Raw genomic sequence first — 18,078 nt, 5'->3', positions numbered from 1 at the left:
ACCAAGGCGGGGATACCGTCCGGCGTGCGGGATCGGTTCGACAAGCGGGGGCGGGTCGGAGAGGGTGGGCCTGTGGAGGACGGGCCTGGGCGTACAACTGCTGAACGTCGGCCACGGCGGGACGTGGTGCCGTGGGACGTGGCTCGGGCCTTGGCTCATGCTGTGGCGCGGCCGGGAGCCGTCGTACGGCGCGCATTGGACGAGGCTGACGGGTGCGTACTGGCCACGCCGCTGGTGTCGCCGGTTGCGGTGCCGCCGGTGGATCGGGCGGCGATGGACGGGTACGTCGTACGTGGCTCCGGGCCGTGGTGCGTGGTCGGGCAGGTGAAGGCCGGGACCGCGGATCCGGGTGAGCTGGCGGACGGTCAGGCGACCGGGATCGTCACCGGTGCGGCGGTCCCGGCCGGGGCGACGTCCGTAGTGCGGTCGGAAGACGCTGTTGTGACGGGTGACCGGCTGGACGGACCGTCCGAGGACGGGCGGCACATCCGGCGCGCGGGCGAGGAATGCCGCCCCGGCGACCAGCTGCTGCGGGCCGGAGTTGTCATCGACCCAGCCGTTCTCGGCCTCGCGGCAACCGTCGGCCTGAACCGTCTCACGGTCATCTCCCCACCCACGGTCGCCGCCCTGATCACCGGCGACGAACTGGTCCGCCAAGGGCACTCGACCCCTGGCCGGGTCCGCGACGCCATCGGCCCCATGCTCCCCGGCCTCATCACACGCTCCGGCGCCAAACCGGTCGCGTCGGTGCGGCATCTGCCGGACTCGCTTGATCAGTTGCTGAGCGCGCTGCGGGAAACCGAAGCCGATCTGGTCCTCGTCTCCGGCTCTTCCGCCTCTGGGCCGGCCGATCACCTCCGGCCGGCCCTCAAGGCGCTGGGTGCCGACCTGATCGTCGACGGAGTGGCCTGCCGCCCCGGGCATCCACAAGCGCTCGCACAGCTACCGGACGGACGCCTCGTAGTCGGCCTCCCCGGCAACCCGTTCGCCGCCCTCGTCGCGTTCCTGACGCTCGGCGTCGCAGCCATCACCCGGATGCGTGGTCTCCCGCTCCCCGAGCTCACCAACATCGCGGTCCCCGGCGGGATCCCCTGCCATCCCACCAGCACTCGACTGGTCCCGGTTCGCCTCACCGCGCAAGGCGCCGTACCCGTCGGCCACGGCGGCGCCGCCATGCTCCGCGGCCCTGCCACCGCCGACGCCCTGGCCGTAGTAGCTCCCGGCCCCGCCGAAGCCATCGCCGCCCGTCTCCTCCCCCTCGACCCCGGGTCCCGGCCATGGGGCGGTTGATCGCGCGGCGGCCGGTGGTGCGCGTCACCCCGGCCGGCAGCCGATCCCGGCCCGACTCGATCGCGGTCGAGGAGCCGCTCGAGTTGCGGGTCGACGGGAAGCCGCTGGCCGTGACAATGCGTACGCCGGGCCACGACGTCGAACTCGCACACGGTTTCCTGCACACCGAGGGCGTGATCGGAAACGCCGACGACATCCGTGACGCGCGGTACTGCGACTCCCGCGACGACGAGGGCCGCAACACCTACAACGTCCTCGACCTCGGCCTCGCGCCCGGCGTACCCGCGCCCGTCACCGGCGTCGAGCGCAACTTCTACACCACCTCGTCCTGCGGCGTCTGCGGCAAGGCGTCCCTGGACGCGGTCCGTACCAAGACCCGTCACTCCCCGGCCGCCGACGACGTCACCATCAGGTACGACGTACTCGCGACGCTCCCCGACGCACTCCGCGCCCGGCAGCAGGTCTTCGACCGCACCGGCGGCCTGCATGCGGCCGGTCTGTTCACCCCGACCGGCGAACTGCTCGTCGTCCGCGAGGACGTGGGCCGCCACAACGCGGTCGACAAGGTCGTCGGCTGGGCCTTGCTCAACGGGCGGATTCCCGCCCGCGGACTGATCCTGATCGTGTCCGGCCGGACCTCGTTCGAGCTCGCCCAGAAGGCGGTGATGGCCGGCATCCCGATCCTCGGCGCGGTCTCCGCCCCCAGTTCACTCGCCATCGACCTCGCCGCCGAATCCGGCCTGACCCTCGCCGGCTTCATCCGCAACGGCAACCTGAACCTGTACAGCCACCCGGAACGCGTAAATGTCGAGTCGGCTGAGGTGCGTACGACGTACCGGGCATGAACGACTACGGAGTGACCGGTGCGACCACCGGCGTCGAGGTACTGATCAAGCTGCCGGTCCACGAGGTCTGGTCCGGCATCACCGCGATCGAGCGGTACGGCGAGTGGAGCCCGGAGTGCATCTATGGCGCGTGGCTCGAGAAAGATGTCCGCTTCGAGGCGCGGAACCGATTCCCGGACGGGTTCGAGACGTACGTGACCTGCACGGTCACCGTCTCCGAGGAGCAGAAGCGCTTCGGCTGGGACGTGTACGGCGACGAATCGGTCCCGTTCGCACACTGGGAGTACGAACTGGAGGACCGCGGCGCCGCGACGCTGGTGCGGCAGACCTTCACGCACGGCCCAGGCGTCAGCGGGATGCGTCTGGGCGTCGTACAGGATCCGGACCGCGCAGCCGAGTCCATCCAGGGCCGGCTCGACCAGCTGGCGGCGAACATGCGGTCCACGCTCGCAGCCATGGAGTCGGCAATCAGGTGATCAGGACGCCTCGCTGGCTGTCTGTGTGGACGGCGTGACCCACAGGCAGTCGGCGGTGCCGGCGTTCACATGTTCCTGGTAGATGTCGACCTTCCAGGTGATCACGTTGAGGCACTCGTTGAGTTCCTCGATCTGCGCGCGCACGTGGTCCTGATGGCTCTTGAGCAGGGCCAGCCGGTCCGCCTCGTTGCCGGCCCCCTGCCGGACCAGGTCCGTGTACTTGCGGATGGTGTCGAGCGGCATGCCGGACGAGCGGAACTTGATGCACATGTTCAGCCAGTCGACGTCCTCCTCGGTGTAGACGCGCCGGCCGTTCGACTCCCGCCGTACCGGGTCTGCCAGCAGGCCCTCACGCTCGTAGAACCGCAGCGCGTGCACGCTCAACCCGGTCCGCTCCGCGACCTGCCCGATGCTCAGTCCACCCATGTCGGCACCTTAACCCCGGATCAAAGGCTTCAGCGCGGACAGAGCCCGCTGTACGTCGTCCTGCGTCGAGTAGATGTGGAACGACGCACGCAGCTTCCCGTCCCGTACGGCGGCCCGGATCCCGGCCGACGCGAACGCCTCCTGCGCCCCGGGCAGGCTCGTGCTGACGATCGCACTGTTCGACGGCGCGAGCCCGAGCCCGGCACGGAACTCGTTCGCGAGCGCGAGGTTGTGCCGGTTGATCGTCTCGATGCCGATCTCCTCGATCAGCTCGAGCGCCGGCGCCGCGCCGACGAAGCTGAACCAGGCCGGCGACTGGTCGAACCTCCGCGCGGCCGGATCGAGCTCCATCACCGGCCCGTAGTACGACCCGTGGATGTCGCGTGCGGCGTACCAGCCCGCTGCCGACGGCCGGCAGCGCTCCTGCAACCGCGGCGAGAGGTACCCGAGCGTCGCGCCGCGCGGTGACATCAACCACTTGTAGCTGTGCGCGATCAGCGCGTCGACACCGTCGACCGTGATCGGATGCCAGCCGACCGCCTGGGTCGCGTCGATCACCACGAGCGCATCGATCTGCTTGCTGGCGGCAACTACCGCGGGAAGGTCCAGGACGGCACCGGTCGACGACTGCACCGCACTCACCGCGACCAGATCGATTCCCGGCGTGATCGCGGCGACCACCTCGTCGCCCGGTACGGCGATCACCTCGACGCCCCGGTCCGCGTGCACCTGCCACGGGAACACGTTCGACGTGAACTCGACGTCGTCGGTCAGCACCTTCGCACCGTCCGGCAACGCGGCCGCGACGGGCGCCAGCGCCGCGGACACCGTGCTGCCGACGAACACGTTTTCCGCCGCCGCCCCGACCAGCCGCGCGAACGATTCCCGGGTCCGCGTCGTCGACGCGTCCCACGGCTCCCAACTGGTCGCGCCGACCCGCCAATCAGCAAGCGCAGCCTGCAACGCCTCCCACGCCGGCCGCGGCGGCAGCCCGTACGACGCAGTGTTCAACCACCCCGGCTCCGCATCCCAAAGCTCCGCAATGTCCACTCCCCCACCCTACGGACTCCACCTTGAGCCCTCACCAACCGTTTTCGGGGCCCCGATTTGATTGGTGGGGGCTCAAAGTGCGGGGTTGACCTAGAGAGCGCTCTAGCTTCTAGCGTGCAGGGCAGCGACTACAGAGGAGCTGTTCATGCGTTATCGGATGCTGGGTGGGACCGGGATCGAGGTCAGTACGCACTGTCTCGGGGCGATGATGTTCGGGGCGGTCGGGAATCCGGATCACGACGAGTGCGTCCGGATCATCCACGCCGCCCTGGACCAGGGGATCAACTTCGTCGACACCGCGGACATGTACTCCGCGGGCGAGTCCGAGACGATCGTCGGCAAGGCGCTGAAGGACCGCCGCGACGACGTCGTCCTCGCGACCAAGGTGCACTTCCCGTTCACCGAGGGCCGGAACCGGAGCGGGAACTCCCGGCGCTGGATCACCCGCGCGGTCGAGGACAGCCTGCGCCGACTCGGCACGGACTGGATCGACCTCTATCAGATCCATCGGCCGGACCACACCACCGACATCGAGGAGACGCTGTGGGTGCTGAGTGACCTGGTCAGTGCGGGCAAGATCCGCGCGTTCGGCTGCTCGGCGTTCCCGGCGGAGGACATCGTCGAGGCGTACCACGTCGCCGACCGGCGCGGGTACGGGCGGTTCCGGACGAACCAGCCGCCGTACTCGATGATGGCCCGCGGCATCGAACGCTCCGTGCTGCCGACCTGCCGGCGGCTGGGGATGGGCGTGCTGACGTACAGCCCGCTCGCCTTCGGATTCCTGTCCGGGAAGGTCCGCAAGAACCAGCCGCTCGACCTGTCCGCCCGGGCCGCGCTCGCTCCCGACCGCTTCGACCCGGCGCTGCCCGCGAACGCGGCGAAGTACGACGCCGTCGAGCAACTGGTGGAAGTTGCCGACGGCATCGGTACGACGTTGCCTCAGCTGGCGATGGCCTTCGTCACCACGCATCCGGCGGTCACGTCGGTGATCTCCGGTCCGCGCACGATGGAGCAACTCGAGGGCCTGATCACCGCCGCGGACCTGACGCTCGACGACAAGACCCTCGACCGGATCGACGAGATCGTCCCGCCCGGCACCGACGTGTACCGCGCGGACGCCGCCTGGCAACCGCAGTCCCTCGTCGACGTCACTCAGCGCCGCCGCCCCCTGTCCGACCGCTGACTACTTGCCTGCTTGGAGCGACGTCCAGGTGACGGACCGATCCCGGCGCAGTGGCCACGCGGCCACTGCGCCGGCCACACTGCAGCTCAGCGCCGAGACGGCGAGAATGCTCGCCGGACTCGCGTGATCGACCGCCAGCGCCCCTGCCGCCGCGCCGAGCGGTGAAGCGATCGCGAGGAGGGCGCGCTGCGTCCCGAACATCGACCCGTGTCCCGCGGGATCGGCCCACCGTTGCAGCGCGGTCGTCTCGATCGCGGAGTACGGGCCCCACACCGCTCCCGACATCGCGAAGATCGCCACCGCCGGCGGGAGACTCTGAACCGCGACGACCGGCAGCGTGACGAGTCCCCACACCAGCGCGCCGACCGCATTCACCAACCCCGGCCGTCGCTGCCCGAGCCACGACGCCAGTGGCACCGTCGACAACGCAGCGACCCCGAACACCACCCACAGGACGGTGTAACCCGCCACGTCGCTGCCCAGCTGTTGCCGAGTGAAATGCGGCAGCACGCTCTCGAACGGCCCGTACGTGAAGTAGTACACGGCCGACAGCGCGATCAGGCCGACCACCGGCCCGGAGGCCCAACCGGTGCGCGACGAGGAGACCCGCCGCGGACCGGCCGTACGGCGGCGTGGCAGGCGTACGGCGATGGCGGCCACGACGAGCATCATCACGAACGGCACCAGGAACGCCCGGCCCGGACCGAGCAGACCGAGCGCCGGGCCCGCCAGCAAGGCACCGAGAACCATCGGCAGCTGATCGCCGATGCCGAGCCAGGCGTTGGCCCGCGGCAGGAACTCGTCGTCGACCAACCGCGGCACCAGCGTCCGCGAAGCCGAGTAGGCCAGCGGAGGCGTCGTACCGGCGGCGGCGCAAAGACCGAGCACCACCCAGATCGACGGGTGCTGACCCCATCCGGCAACGGCCAAGGCACCCATCAGCCCCGCTCGAGCGAGCGCGTCGACGATCAGCATCGGCACCGGCCCGAACCGATCCACCGCCCGGCCGCCGATCAGGCCGCCGGCAACCGTCGGCACCCTCGCGGCGACGACCAGCAGGGCCGTCTCTGCTCCGGACCAGCCCTGGGGTCCCGCGATCCACAGCAGGACGAACATCACGAAGTTGTCCGCGGTCGACGCCAGCGTCCACGCGACGGCCAACCCGGCGACCGGGCCCGGGCGGTTCATGGCGATCCACCCACCGATTGGTCCACCGGACACGCCGCGCAGGCCGGCCAGTCACAGAAGCGGCACGTCACGTCCGCGGCATCGCGAGCCCGCGAGGTACGGCGCAATGCCGTCGAGAGCAGCTCGTTCAACTGCCGCCGTTCGGCCGGCGCCAGTGCGCCGAGCACCTCTCCACTCGCCGCATCCCGCGCGGCGGTCCAGGCCGCGAGCAGACCGCGCCCCGCCTCGGTCAGTCCGAGCGCGAGCACCCGCCCGCGGCGCGCGCGGTCGACGTACCCAAGGCTCTCGAGGCGATCGATCAGCCGGACGGTGCCGGACTGCGTGAGGCCGATCCGGGCGAACAACCAATCGGCCGAACACCCTTCGTGACTGCCGAGCAGCGTCAGCGCGGCGAGGTCGCGCGGCCCGAGTCCCGGCGGTGTCACCCGGTCCACGGCAGCTGTCAGCGCGTCATGGCTGTGCAGGGTCCAGGCGGCCCAGATGTTCGCTTCGGACATGATTCATTCATATGACTCACTCATGTCATTTGCAACCGGCAGCTTGTCCCGGTCCGGTGCATTACCGTGGCTGCTCATGATGGGGATGACGCCATGGCGGTGACGATGCGCGATGTCGCGCGCAAGGCCGGCGTGTCCCCGAAGACGGTCTCGAACGTGATGAACGGGTACCCGTACATCCGCGAGGAGACCCGGACCAAGGTGCTCGCCGCGATCGATGCCCTCGGCTACCGGATGAACCTCTCCGCCCGGCACCTCAAGTCCGGCCGGACCGGCGTCATCGGGCTGGCCGTCCCGGAACTCAGCCTGCCGTACTTCGGTGAACTCGCCGACCAGGTGATCGAGGCGGCCGACGAGCACGGCCTGACCGTGATGATCGAGCAGACCGGCGCGGACCGCGACCGCGAGCTGACCGTCCTGCACCGGCCCCGCGGCCACCTCGTGGACGGCCTGCTGTACAGCCCGCTCGGACTCGGGCAGGACGACATCGATCAGCTGAAGGTGAACACGCCGATGGTGCTGCTCGGCGAGCGCATCTTCCACAGCCCGGTCGACCACGTGATGATCGACAACTTCCCCGCCACGAAGGCCGTGGTCGAGCACCTGCTGACCCTCGGACGCCGGCGGATCGCGGTCCTCGGCGTCCACCCCGGCGAGAAGGTCGGCACCGCGGCCATCCGGTACGGCGCGTATGCCGAAACCCTCTCCGCGCACGGCCTCCCGGTACCGGAGGAGCTGGCGTTTCCGGCCGGCCGCTGGCACCGCTCGACCGGAGCCGAGGCCACCGAGCGACTACTCGCGTCGGGCCTGGAGTTCGACGCCCTCCTCGGCCTGAACGACACCCTCGCGCTCGGCGCGCTGCGGGTGCTCGCCCAGCACGGCATCCGGGTCCCGGACGACGTCGCGGTGGCGGGTTTCGACAACATCGACGAGGCCAGTTACAGCACGCCGAGCCTGACCACGGTCGATCCGGGGCGCACGGAGATCGCGAAGAAGGCCGTCGACCTGCTGGTCCGGCGGATGGCCGGCGACGACTCCGACCACGAGGAGATCGCCGCCCGCTACGAGCTGCACACCCGCGAATCGACGCTAGGTCTCCACTAACGCAGCCCTGAGGTCTTGACGGCTCCAGACGGCCCGTGCGATCTTCTACACCGATGTAGTACACCGATGTAAATCGGTGCTCCATTCCGCCTGGAGGACAGATGCCCCCTGACCCCGCCCTGTTCCGTCCCGGGCGTCGAGCAGTACTTGGTGGCCTGCTCGGCGCTCTCGCCCTCACCGGTTGCGGCACCCTCGGCTCCAAGCCCAAAGTCCGCGAGTGGAACCTGTTCGGCGGCGGCGACGGTGCCCGCCTGCTGCAGATCCACCAGCAGTACGTCGCCGAGCACCCGGACGTCGCGTTCGAGGCGCACACGCTCGCCTGGGGACCGCCGTTCTACACCAAGCTCGCGATGTCGGCGGCCGGTGGCCGGGCGCCCGAGGTGGCGACCCTGCACCTGTCCCGGCTGAAGGGTTTCAGCCCGACGACGATGCTCGACCCGATCCCGGTGGACCTGCTCGCCGATGCCGGCGTCACCGAGTCGGACTTCCTGCCGACGTCCTGGAACCGCGCGATCGTCGACGGCAAGCTGTACGCCGTACCGCTCGACACGCATCCGTTCGTCCTCTACTACAACACGGAGATCTGCAAGAAGGCCGGGCTCCTCGGTGCGGACGGCAAGATCAAGACCGTCAAAGGCGTCGACGCGTTCTTCGACATGCTGAAGGCGGTCAAGGACGTGACCGGCAAGTTCGGCGCTTCGGTCGAGACCACCAACCCTTGGCGGCTCTGGTGGACGCTGTACGGACAGCTCGAAGGAAAGTTCTTCGACGAGACCGGCACGCGGCTGATCCTCGACGACGCCAAGGCGCTGGAAGCCCTGAGCCTGATGGCGAAACTCGCCGCCGACGGGCTCACGCCGCGGTCGTCCAACTACTCGGCCCTGGTTGCGCAGTTCAGCAACGGTGAGGCCGGCCTGAGTTTCAACGGGGAGTGGGAAGTCACGACGTACCAGACCGCGAAGATGCCGTTCAGTATGGCGCCGTTCCCGGTCGTGTACGACGTACCGAAGTATGCCGGTGACGCGCACACGTTCGTGCTGCCGCACCAGAGCAACCGGAACAAGGACGACACGAAGGCGACGGTCGAGTACATCGCCTGGATGCTCAAGCACAGCGCGGAATGGGCGGCCGGTGGCCACGTTCCGGCATACCAGCCCGTGGCGAAGAGTCAGGAGTACCTGAACCTCAAGCCGCAAGCGGAGTACCGCAGCGTCGCGCCGGACGTGCTGTTCGACCCGGACGCCTGGTTCAGCGGATCCGGTGCGCAACTGCAGAACGAGGCCGCCGCGGCGTTCAGCGGCGTCTTCTCCGGTCAGGCGACGCCGAAGGCCGCGCTCGCGCAGTTCAAGGCCGCCACCCAGAAGCTCCTCGACACCCCGTCACCGGTTTAAGGAGGTCGGTCATGGCCGTAGAAACACCATCGCGCGTCACCCCCGGTACGTCGCCGACCGCGGCGAAGGCGGGGACCGGACAGCCCTGGAAGGAACGCTGGGGCGGGCTGTTCTTCGTGGCTCCGTTCCTGCTGCTGTTCGTGCTGTTCATGCTCTGGCCGATCGTCTCCGGCCTGTGGAACAGCTTCTTCAACACCAGCCTTGCCGGCGTCAAGCAGGAGTTCCTCGGCCTGCAGAACTGGCAGGACCTGTTCGGCGACCCGGCCGTCTGGTCGTCGCTCAAGAACACCCTCGTCTTCACCGCGATGAGTACGCCACCGCTGGTGATCATCGCGCTCATCATGGCGCTGCTCGCCAACCGCAAAGGCTTGCTCGGCTGGCTGCTGCGCTTCTCGTACTTCGCTCCGTTCGTCCTGCCGGCCACCGTCGTGACGCTGATCTGGGTGTGGATCTACCAGCCCGGGTTCGGCCTGGTGAACGGCCTGCTGACGGCCGGCGGGTTCGCCGAGATCGACTGGCTGAACACCGAGAACCGGGCGATGCTCGCCGTGGTGATCACGACCGTCTGGTGGACGGTCGGGTTCAACTTCCTGCTCTATCTGGCCGCCCTGCAAGGGATTCCGGCCCAGGTGTACGAGGCGGCCCAGATCGACGGAGCGAACGGCCGGCAGCAACTGTTCCGGATCACGCTGCCGTTGCTGAGCCGCACCACCGGGCTGATCGTCGTACTGCAGTTGGTGGCGTCGCTGAAGATCTTCGACCAGATCTACCTGATGACCAACGGCGGCCCGAACTACGCGACCCGGCCGATCATCCAGTACATCTACGAATCCGGCTTCACCAGCTATCGGATCGGCTACGCGTCCGCGATCTCGTACCTGTTCTTCGCGATCATCGTGATCGTCGCAGTCGCCCAATTCAAACTGTTCTCAGGCCGAGGGGAGGCGGAATGACAACCGCTACGTTGCCTGCGGCCACCAAGTCCAGCCGTCCAGTGCGCTGGACCTTCCCGAAAGCTGCGAGCGCCGTCGGGGCGGTGATCCTGGCCGTCGTCTGGCTCGTTCCGTTGCTCTGGGCCCTCGACACCTCACTCAAGCCGGAGCCGGAGACCACCCGCGCTCCGATCACCTGGTTGCCGGAAGCGCCGACCGCCGACGCCTACCGGAGCGTGATCGACCAGGGCGACCTGATCCGCTGGTTCTTCAACAGCACGATCGTGTCGGTCCTCGTGACGACGCTGACGCTGGTCGTGTCGGTGCTGGCGGCGTACGGCTTCTCCCGGACCAAGTTCCCGGGGCGCAAGGTGCTGTTCGGCCTGATCATCGCCGGCATCCTGGTGCCGCCGCAGGTGCTGATCGTGCCGTTGTTCCAGGAGATGACCGGGCTCGGCCTGGTCGACACGTACTGGGGCATGGTGCTGCCGCAGGTGGTCGCGCCGGTGATGGTGTTCGTACTGAAGAAGTTCTTCGACGGTATCTCCCGCGACTACGAGGACGCCGCCCGGGTCGACGGCGCGTCCCGCCGGCGGATCGTCTGGAGCGTGATGGTTCCGATGTCGCGGCCGATCCTCGTTGCCGTCAGCATCTTCACCTTCATCGGGGCCTGGAACAACTTCCTCTGGCCCTTCATCGTGACCACCGACCCGTCAATGATGACGATCCCGGTCGGCCTCGCCAACGTGCAGGGCTCGTACGGCCTGCGCTACGCCCAGATCATGGCCTCCGCCGTGCTGGGCGGCCTTCCCTTGCTGATCGTCTACGCCTTGTTCCAGCGCCACGTCGTCCGCGGTGTGGGTGACGCGGGAATCAAGGGCTAGCCACACGACAGGAGCAACCTGGTGCCCGCTGCCAATCTGACCATCGATCCCGCGTTCACGATCGCGCCCGTGAATCGCCGAACCTTCGGAACCTTCGTCGAGCACATGGGCCGGTGCGTCTACACCGGTATCTACGAGCCCGGCCACGCGACCGCCGACGAGGACGGTTTCCGTAAGGACGTCCTGGAACTGACCCGTGAGCTGGGTGTTTCCGTGGTCCGCTATCCCGGCGGAAACTTCGTTTCCAATTACCGCTGGGAGGACGGCGTCGGCCCGCGCGCCGACCGGCCCCGGCGTCTCGACCTCGCCTGGCACAGTGTCGAGACGAACGAGTTCGGGCTGGACGAGTTCAGCCGCTGGTGTGCCAAGGCCGGCGTCGAGCCGATGATGGCGATCAACCTCGGGACCCGCGGTGTCCAGGAGGCGCTCGAACTGCTCGAGTACACGAACCATCCGGGCGGTACGACGCTGTCCGACCTGCGCGAGCAGCACGGCGCGTCGCCGTACGGGATCAAGTTGTGGTGCCTCGGCAACGAAATGGACGGCCCGTGGCAGGTCGGGCACAAGACCCCGACGGAGTACGGGCGGCTCGCGGCGGAGACCGCCCGGGCGATGCGGATGATCGACCGGGACCTGCAGTTGGTCGCGTGCGGCTCGTCGTCGTCGAAGATGCCGCTGTTCGGGACCTGGGAGCGCGACGTACTGCGGGAGACGTACGAGTTCGTCGAGTACATCTCGTGCCACGCGTACTACGGCAACGACGACGGTGACACCGCCTCGTTCCTGGCGTCCGCGGTGGACATGGACCACTTCATCGAGTCCGTGGTGGCGACCGCAGACCACGTCGGAGCGGAGCTCAAGAGCAGCAAGAAGATCGGCATCTCGTTCGACGAGTGGAACGTCTGGTACGGCGAACGCTCCCGCCGTACCGACGGACCGGGCGATCAGTGGGAGGTGGCGCCGCGACGGATCGAGGACGAGTACAACGTCACCGATGCGGTGGTGGTCGGCAACCTTCTGATCTCGTTGCTGCGGCACAGCGACCGGGTCGGTGTGGCCTGTCTCGCGCAGCTCGCGAACGTGATCGCACCGATCATGACCGAGCCCGGCGGCGCGTCCTGGCGGCAGCCGACGTTCCACCCGTTCGCGATCACGTCCCGGCTCGCGGCCGGCCAGGTGCTCCGCGTCGAGACCGATTCGCCCGTGGTGACCACGGCGAAGTACGGCGAGGTGTCCGCTGTCGACGCGGTCGCGACGTACGACGACGGCAAGCTCGCGGTCTTCGCGGTCAACCGGTCGACCGACGGTCCGATCGAGGTCACGGTCGATGTCAGCCGCAGCGGGGTGACGACCGTCGACGAGGCGGTGATCGTGCACGACGAGGACGGGCTGGCGACGAACACCGCGGCCCACCCGGACCGCGTCACCCCCCAACCGGCCGACGCCCGGCTCGTCGACGGCAAACTGACGATTACGCTACCGGCGATCAGCTGGACAGCGCTTTCTCTGTCGACGAACTGACGACGCTGGCTCAGACTGTGTCTCCGTGAGCACACAGTCCGACCTTGCCGAGACGAGTCGTCTCGAAGCTTTCAGTGACGGCGTCTTCGCGATCGCGATCACCCTCCTCGTCCTCGAACTCCGCAGCCCCGAGCTCGAGGAGGGTGAGCGGTTGTGGCCGGCGCTGCTGCACGAGTGGCCGCAGTTCGCGGCGTACCTGACCAGCTTCGCGATCCTCGGCATCATGTGGGTCAACCACCACTCGATGTTCCGCCAGATCCAGCGCGCGGACCGCGGGCTGATGTTTCTCAACCTGTTGCTGCTGCTGTGGGCGACGCTGCTGCCGTTCCCCACCAGCCTGTTCGCGGAGCACCTCGAGGACGAGTCGAGCAACGCGCACGTCGCGGCCGCCGTCTACAGCGCGAACCTGACGCTGGCGGCGATCGCCTTCAGCCTGATCTGGTGGTACGTGCTGCGCAACCACCTGGTCGACCACGACATGTCCAAGGCGGAGATGCGCAAGTCGCTGATCCGCTACTCGCTGGGCACCGTCATCTACGGAGCCTGCATCGGCATCTCGTTCGTCTCCGCCCAGCTGACCCTGCTGCTCGTGTTCCTGCTGGCGCTGTACTACGGGTTCGAGCAGGTCAGGACGCGCGGCGGAACTGCGTAATGTAGATGCCGGGGGCAACTTCTACCTCGCCGGCCGGCGCGTAGCCGCGGGACTTGTAGAGGTTGACGGCCGGGAGGTTGGCCGAGCCGGTGGAGACCAGGCTGACCGGTCGCGGTTCGATCCGGTCGAGGTGGTCGAGGAGGGCTCGGCCGTGCCCGCGGCGGGCGCGCGCGGGGTCGACGATCAGGCGGGAGATCTCGACAGTGCGGTCGTCCGGCAGCTCATACGCGACCGCGCCGACGAGGTGTGTTCCGTCGTACCGGCCGAGCCAGAGTTCGGTCGAGGACATCAGGCCGTCGAGGTCTTCCTCGAGCGGCGGGATGCCGTCGAAGCCGATCAGCTCGGCCTCCACGGCGTACGCGGCGTGCTGGATCGTCAGCACTCGCTCGGCGAGAGCGCGGTCGGTCAGGTCGAGCGGCGTGATCACGGGTGTCAGATTACGCGGCCTTCCAGTAGCCGAGGGACTTCACTCGATGCTTGGGGACGGCGAGATCTTTGAGGACGTACGACGTGAGTTCGCGCGTGGTCGTGGTGTCGCACGCGATCCACACGAAGGTGTCCGCGGTGACGAGCTCTTGGAGATCCGCCTTCACCTGCTCGACCAGTTTCGGCCGCGGAACCGTCCGCAGGTCGTGGTGGTCCTCGATCCGGAACGGGAGCTTGTCGTCGGAGTCGTGTGTGGTCTCGAACCAGATCGTGGCCGGCAGCTTCGGGGCGACGGCGAGCAGCGAGTTGATCGCGGGCAGCGAGGCCGGGTCGCCGACCACCAGCATCCGCGGCGGCAGCGGATCCGGTACGTCGATCCCGGTCCCCTGCACCGTCGCCTCGATGGTGTCGCCGGGCTCGGCCTTGCGGGACCAGTCGCTCGCACAGCCGTCGTGCAGCGCGAACTCCAGGCTGAACGTGCCGGCCCCGACGTCCGGATCGACCAGCGTGTACGCGCGCTGGTGCGGCTTGCCTGCGTTGTCGAACCACAGCCGCACCCACATGGTCGGGTGGACGCCGAGCGTCTGCAGCAGACCGCCGTCGGTGAAGTGCACGCGGCGGTAGCGCTCGGTGACCTGTTCGGCGCCGGTCACGGTGAAGGTGAAGTCCTTCGCCCGGAACAGCTTGAGCACGACGCCTTCCCAGCCATGCCTCACGATGGACCTCCAGCGAGAATGCGGTTGTGGCGGCAGGACACTGCCGCGTAAGTTAGTGCAGCCTAACCTAACTGAAGTGGGGACTGTTTGTGAACGCGAGGGTGTTCCGGGACACGTACGGCGTACCGCACCTGCAGGCCGGGGATCCGCTCGCGTTGGTGTACCTGCAAGGCGTGAACGCCGCGCGGGACCGCGCCTGGCAGATCGAGCTGGAGCGCCGTCGGTACCTCGGGACGAGCGCGGCGTTCCTCGGGGCGGAGGCGACCGGGTGGGACGTGTTCGCGCGGCAGGCGCGGTTGGCGGACACGGCGCAGCGGTGCTTCGAGTCGCTCGACGACGAGACGCGCGAGTGGGTCACGGCGTACGTCGAGGGGGTGAACCACGCGCTGCCGGGTGGTGCGTTGCGCGCGCCGGAGTTCGCCCAGACGGGGCTGACTTTGCAGAAGTGGGAGCCGTGGGCGCCGCTCGGGATCTGGTTGGCGGTGCACATCCTGTTCGCCGGGTTCCCTTCGAAGCTTTGGCGCACCCATGTCGCGCAGCGACTCGGGGAGGCGTCGCTGGAATTGTTCTCGTCAGAGGGTCCTCATGGGGCGGGGAGCAACGGATGGTTGATCCCGGGATCGCACACCGCCAGTGGTCAGGCGATCGTCGCTGGCGATCCGCATCGGTACATCGAGAGCCCTGGTGTGTATCAGCAGATCCGGCTGACGTGCCCCGAGTACGACGTACTCGGGCTTGCGGTTCCTGGGATTCCGGGGCTCGCGCACTTCGGGCACACCGGCAGCGTCGCCTGGTCCATCACCAACGCGATGGCTGACTACCAGGACCTGTACGCCGAACAACTCCGTCGAACCGAGTCGGGCGTAGAAGCGCTCGGCCCGACCGGCTGGGAACCGGCTTCTCACCACACCGAGGTGGTAGAGGTCGCCGACGCCGATCCCGTCGAGATCGAAGTGATCGAGACCGAACGCGGACCGGTGATCATGCCGGACGCCGAGGGCGCCGGCGGGGTGGAGCGGGTGACCTCTCTTCGTTACCCTCCGCGTGTCACCGGGCGGCTCGGGTTTGAGGTGATGCGGCGGTTGCTGGGAGCAACCACCGTGAGGGATGTCGACTCGGCATTTGAAAACTGGGTTGAGCCGGTGAACGTCGTACTCGCGGCTGATACTGCAGGCGGGCTCCTCCATCGAACAGCCGGGGTCGTGCCTCGACGGGCGCGGGCGAACAGGTTGCGCGTCGTACCGGCCTGGGAGGCTGAGCACGCGTGGGACGGCTGGCACGAGATGCCGCGGGCGGACGTGGACGGCCCGGCGGTGATGGCCAACGCGCGGGGACTGGCGACGCCGTTGGGTGTCGAGTTCGCCGCACCCCACCGCGCCGACCGCATCCGCGAACTCGTGGAAGCGCGCGACGACTGGAAGCTCGACGACATGCCGACCATCCACCGCGACACATACCTCGGCTCGGCCGGCTCCGTCCTGGACCTACTGACCGACCTCGAAGATCTTTCCACCCAAGCAGTTGCCCTCCGCACCGAACTGCTCGCCTGGGACCGCCACATGGACGCCACCAGTACGACGGCCTCGTCGTACGCCGCGGTCCGCAAGGCGCTCGTCTCCCGCCTCACCGACCACTTCACGATGCTCGAGAACGCCGACGTCGCCGAGATCTTCATCCCGTGGATGGACCCGCTCACGCATGTCTCGTATGCGCTCGAGAACCTCCTCGCCACCGACCTGATCCCGCACGTCAACATCCAATGGCTTGCCCGCGAGGCCTTGGAAGAGGTGGCCGCCAACAGCCCGCGCCCGCCTTGGGGCGAGACCCACCAGCTCACACCGCTGCATGCGTTGCGCGGCGCGGTGTTCGCGCCCGGTGAGCAGCCGTACGACCTCAGCCTGTCCGGGGACCACCATTGCGTGATGTCGACGTCGAGCCTGCCCGGGCTCGCCGACGTCTGCATCCGCGCATCCGCGGCCCGGTACGCCTGGGACCTCGCCGACCGCTCGGCCAGCCGGTGGGTGGTGCCGCTCGGCGCGTCCGGCGTACTCGGAGATCCGCACCATCACGACCAGTTGCCGTCGTGGTTGCGCGGTTCGCTCGTGCCGGCCGACGGTGCGGTGGTCCGGGAGGATCGCACGTACTCGGTCGCCGTCGACGGGTTCGGGACCGTGCGGATCGAGGAGGCGGATCCGTCGCGTGACCTCGATCTGATCTACGAGTGGGTGACGGCGGAGCGGGCGGCGTTCTGGGGTATGGCCGCGTTGTCGCGGGACGAGATCGCGGCCACGTACCAGTTCCTGGACTCGGTGCCGACGCATCACGTGTACGTCGTGCGGCTGGACGACGTACCGGTCGCTCTCCTGCAGACCTACGACCCGCAGGCGGATCCCGCGGGTTCCGCGTACGACGTCGCGGCGGGCGATCTCGGCGTACATCTGCTGATCGCACCCGGCGAAACGCGGAGCGGGTTCACGGGGCAACTGGTCGACGCACTCGCCCAATTCGTCTTCGAGGAACTCGGAAATCCGCGGATCGTGGTCGAGCCCGACGTACGCAACACCCGGGCGATCGACCGGTTCCGACGCAGCGGATTCACCCTCGGTCCCGAGGCCAAGATCACCCAACCGGACGGCAGCACCAAGACGGCTCAGTTCGCATTCCTCACCAGGGCGCAGGCCCTGGGACGGGCGGGTTGAGCGGCGTCTGCCACCACGGAATCGGCGGCCGCGAACTCTGCAGGCGATCGACGAGCGCGATCAACTGGATCATGAAGATCGCCGACAGAACAGCCAGGACGGTGCTGACGATCGACAGAGACGCTCCAGTGTCAAGACCGCGCAGAGCTGCCGAGGCGCTCGGGGCGGCCAACCCGTTGGACTGCTGGGTGGTCGCGAACAGGCTGGTCAGATTCATCCCCAGATACGTGCCCCACCACCTGCGGACGACCTTGGCCGGTGGGGCAGCCTGAAGCGAACCGTCCCGCGGCCAGACGTACGGACTGCTCGCGCGGACGACGTCGTCGACGACCTGCACGGGGAACCAGAGGCTGATGATCGGAACCATCCAGCCACCGATGACCCAGCCCCGGCGGTGGCGGTGCGGCGCATCGCAGAAGAACTGCGCGTTCGCCCGCGCCCGCCACAGCCAGACGATGACCAGGACGCCTGCCACCAGAAACAGCACCAGATTGGCCAGTGAGCCCAGGCGGCTCAGCCGGTCCGCGTCGTTGAGCGCCGCCACGTCGCCGCCGGTGTACGCGTAATCCCGAACCGCCGCGGCGAGGTGTAGGTCGGTGTACGAGGTGAAGGCGCTTGCGGGGACGACAACTCCCACCGCCACCGACGCCGCGATCCCGAGGTTGTGATTCTGCCGGAAGCGGCCTGTCGGTATCGCTCCACTCCGACTCGGCGGTACGTACGGACTGGCACTCATGACGTCTCCTCAGCTCGCCTTCCCCACAGCGTGACGACGGGCGCGCGCCGGCATCGGCCGTT

Annotated in this window: 18 protein-coding genes; 11 read left to right on the top strand and 7 right to left on the bottom strand. The window is 68.4% G+C overall.

Annotation, left to right across the window (positions count from 1 at the left end; genetic code table 11):
* Positions 1 to 162: 162 nt before the first annotated feature.
* Genes EV137_RS21145 through EV137_RS21135 form a run of 3 tightly spaced genes read left to right on the top strand, consistent with a single transcriptional unit; the run spans position 163 to position 2,611 of the window.
* Positions 163 to 1,290: a molybdopterin molybdotransferase MoeA gene (locus EV137_RS21145; protein WP_202871057.1), complete on the top strand. Its 1,128-nt coding sequence runs from the start codon at positions 163 to 165 to the stop codon at positions 1,288 to 1,290.
* Entirely contained in the window at positions 1,278 to 2,135 is an 858-nt protein-coding gene (fdhD, locus tag EV137_RS21140) for a formate dehydrogenase accessory sulfurtransferase FdhD (protein WP_134002905.1), read from the top strand. Before EV137_RS21145 ends, fdhD begins: the two co-directional genes overlap by 13 nt.
* The gene (locus EV137_RS21135; protein WP_134130447.1) at positions 2,132 to 2,611 is read left to right on the top strand and encodes an SRPBCC family protein; all 480 of its coding nucleotides are present in this window, start codon (positions 2,132 to 2,134) and stop codon (positions 2,609 to 2,611) included. Before fdhD ends, EV137_RS21135 begins: the two co-directional genes overlap by 4 nt.
* On the opposite strand, the gene EV137_RS21130 is transcribed toward EV137_RS21135, so the two are convergent.
* Both EV137_RS21130 and EV137_RS21125 read right to left on the bottom strand, forming a co-directional pair.
* Positions 2,612 to 3,037 carry a MerR family transcriptional regulator gene (locus EV137_RS21130; protein ID WP_134002901.1) on the bottom strand — a complete coding sequence of 142 codons (426 nt, stop codon included), beginning with the start codon at positions 3,035 to 3,037 and terminating at the stop codon, positions 2,612 to 2,614.
* A gap of 9 nt (positions 3,038 to 3,046) precedes the next feature.
* Entirely contained in the window at positions 3,047 to 4,087 is a 1,041-nt protein-coding gene (locus EV137_RS21125) for an aminotransferase class V-fold PLP-dependent enzyme (protein WP_134130446.1), read from the bottom strand.
* A gap of 145 nt (positions 4,088 to 4,232) precedes the next feature.
* Here EV137_RS21125 and EV137_RS21120 point away from each other — a divergent pair, with 145 nt between their 5' ends.
* On the top strand, positions 4,233 to 5,270 hold the full coding sequence (locus tag EV137_RS21120; RefSeq protein ID WP_134130445.1) for an aldo/keto reductase: 1,038 nt from the start codon (positions 4,233 to 4,235) through the stop codon (positions 5,268 to 5,270).
* Here the strand turns inward: EV137_RS21120 and EV137_RS21115 are convergent, their stop codons facing one another.
* Complete coding sequence (locus tag EV137_RS21115) at positions 5,271 to 6,458, bottom strand: MFS transporter (protein ID WP_134130444.1); 1,188 nt, start codon at positions 6,456 to 6,458, stop codon at positions 5,271 to 5,273.
* Complete coding sequence (locus tag EV137_RS21110; protein ID WP_134130443.1) at positions 6,455 to 6,955, bottom strand: MarR family winged helix-turn-helix transcriptional regulator; 501 nt, start codon at positions 6,953 to 6,955, stop codon at positions 6,455 to 6,457. The genes EV137_RS21115 and EV137_RS21110 overlap by 4 nt, the downstream gene beginning before the upstream one ends.
* Positions 6,956 to 7,048: 93 nt before the next feature.
* On the opposite strand from EV137_RS21110, the gene EV137_RS21105 reads away from it, so the two are divergent.
* From EV137_RS21105 to EV137_RS21080, 6 genes are all read left to right on the top strand, one after another.
* The gene (locus EV137_RS21105) at positions 7,049 to 8,059 is read left to right on the top strand and encodes a LacI family DNA-binding transcriptional regulator (protein ID WP_134130442.1); all 1,011 of its coding nucleotides are present in this window, start codon (positions 7,049 to 7,051) and stop codon (positions 8,057 to 8,059) included.
* A gap of 101 nt (positions 8,060 to 8,160) precedes the next feature.
* Entirely contained in the window at positions 8,161 to 9,450 is a 1,290-nt protein-coding gene (locus EV137_RS21100) for an extracellular solute-binding protein (RefSeq protein ID WP_134002891.1), read from the top strand.
* Between the two features lie 11 nt (positions 9,451 to 9,461).
* On the top strand, positions 9,462 to 10,403 hold the full coding sequence (locus EV137_RS21095; RefSeq protein ID WP_134130441.1) for a carbohydrate ABC transporter permease: 942 nt from the start codon (positions 9,462 to 9,464) through the stop codon (positions 10,401 to 10,403).
* Positions 10,400 to 11,266 carry a carbohydrate ABC transporter permease gene (locus EV137_RS21090; RefSeq protein ID WP_134130440.1) on the top strand — a complete coding sequence of 289 codons (867 nt, stop codon included), beginning with the start codon at positions 10,400 to 10,402 and terminating at the stop codon, positions 11,264 to 11,266. Before EV137_RS21095 ends, EV137_RS21090 begins: the two co-directional genes overlap by 4 nt.
* Positions 11,267 to 11,287: 21 nt before the next feature.
* Positions 11,288 to 12,787, top strand: coding sequence for an arabinosylfuranosidase ArfA (arfA, locus tag EV137_RS21085; RefSeq protein ID WP_134130439.1), 1,500 nt, complete (start codon positions 11,288 to 11,290; stop codon positions 12,785 to 12,787).
* 25 nt (positions 12,788 to 12,812) lie between these two features.
* Positions 12,813 to 13,439 carry a TMEM175 family protein gene (locus EV137_RS21080; RefSeq protein ID WP_134002883.1) on the top strand — a complete coding sequence of 209 codons (627 nt, stop codon included), beginning with the start codon at positions 12,813 to 12,815 and terminating at the stop codon, positions 13,437 to 13,439.
* Here EV137_RS21080 and EV137_RS21075 read toward each other — a convergent pair.
* Both EV137_RS21075 and EV137_RS21070 read right to left on the bottom strand, forming a co-directional pair.
* A complete protein-coding gene (locus tag EV137_RS21075; protein ID WP_134130438.1) occupies positions 13,414 to 13,866 on the bottom strand; it encodes a GNAT family N-acetyltransferase in 453 nt (150 codons plus the stop codon). The genes EV137_RS21080 and EV137_RS21075 overlap by 26 nt on opposite strands.
* A gap of 10 nt (positions 13,867 to 13,876) precedes the next feature.
* The gene (locus tag EV137_RS21070; protein ID WP_134130437.1) at positions 13,877 to 14,581 is read right to left on the bottom strand and encodes a siderophore-interacting protein; all 705 of its coding nucleotides are present in this window, start codon (positions 14,579 to 14,581) and stop codon (positions 13,877 to 13,879) included.
* A gap of 89 nt (positions 14,582 to 14,670) precedes the next feature.
* Between EV137_RS21070 and EV137_RS21065 the strand changes: the two genes are divergently transcribed.
* Positions 14,671 to 17,280 carry a GNAT family N-acetyltransferase gene (locus EV137_RS21065; protein ID WP_134130436.1) on the top strand — a complete coding sequence of 870 codons (2,610 nt, stop codon included), beginning with the start codon at positions 14,671 to 14,673 and terminating at the stop codon, positions 17,278 to 17,280.
* Here EV137_RS21065 and EV137_RS21060 read toward each other — a convergent pair.
* Positions 17,246 to 18,016: a DUF4328 domain-containing protein gene (locus EV137_RS21060; RefSeq protein WP_134130435.1), complete on the bottom strand. Its 771-nt coding sequence runs from the start codon at positions 18,014 to 18,016 to the stop codon at positions 17,246 to 17,248. The two genes, EV137_RS21065 and EV137_RS21060, sit on opposite strands and share 35 nt — an antisense overlap.
* Positions 18,017 to 18,078 lie beyond the last annotated feature (62 nt).

It is taken from the genome of Kribbella pratensis (assembly GCF_004366075.1).
GTDB lineage: Bacteria > Actinomycetota > Actinomycetes > Propionibacteriales > Kribbellaceae > Kribbella > Kribbella pratensis.
Note: the sequence above shows the minus strand (reverse complement) of the source record. Positions and strands in the feature narration are given on the sequence as shown.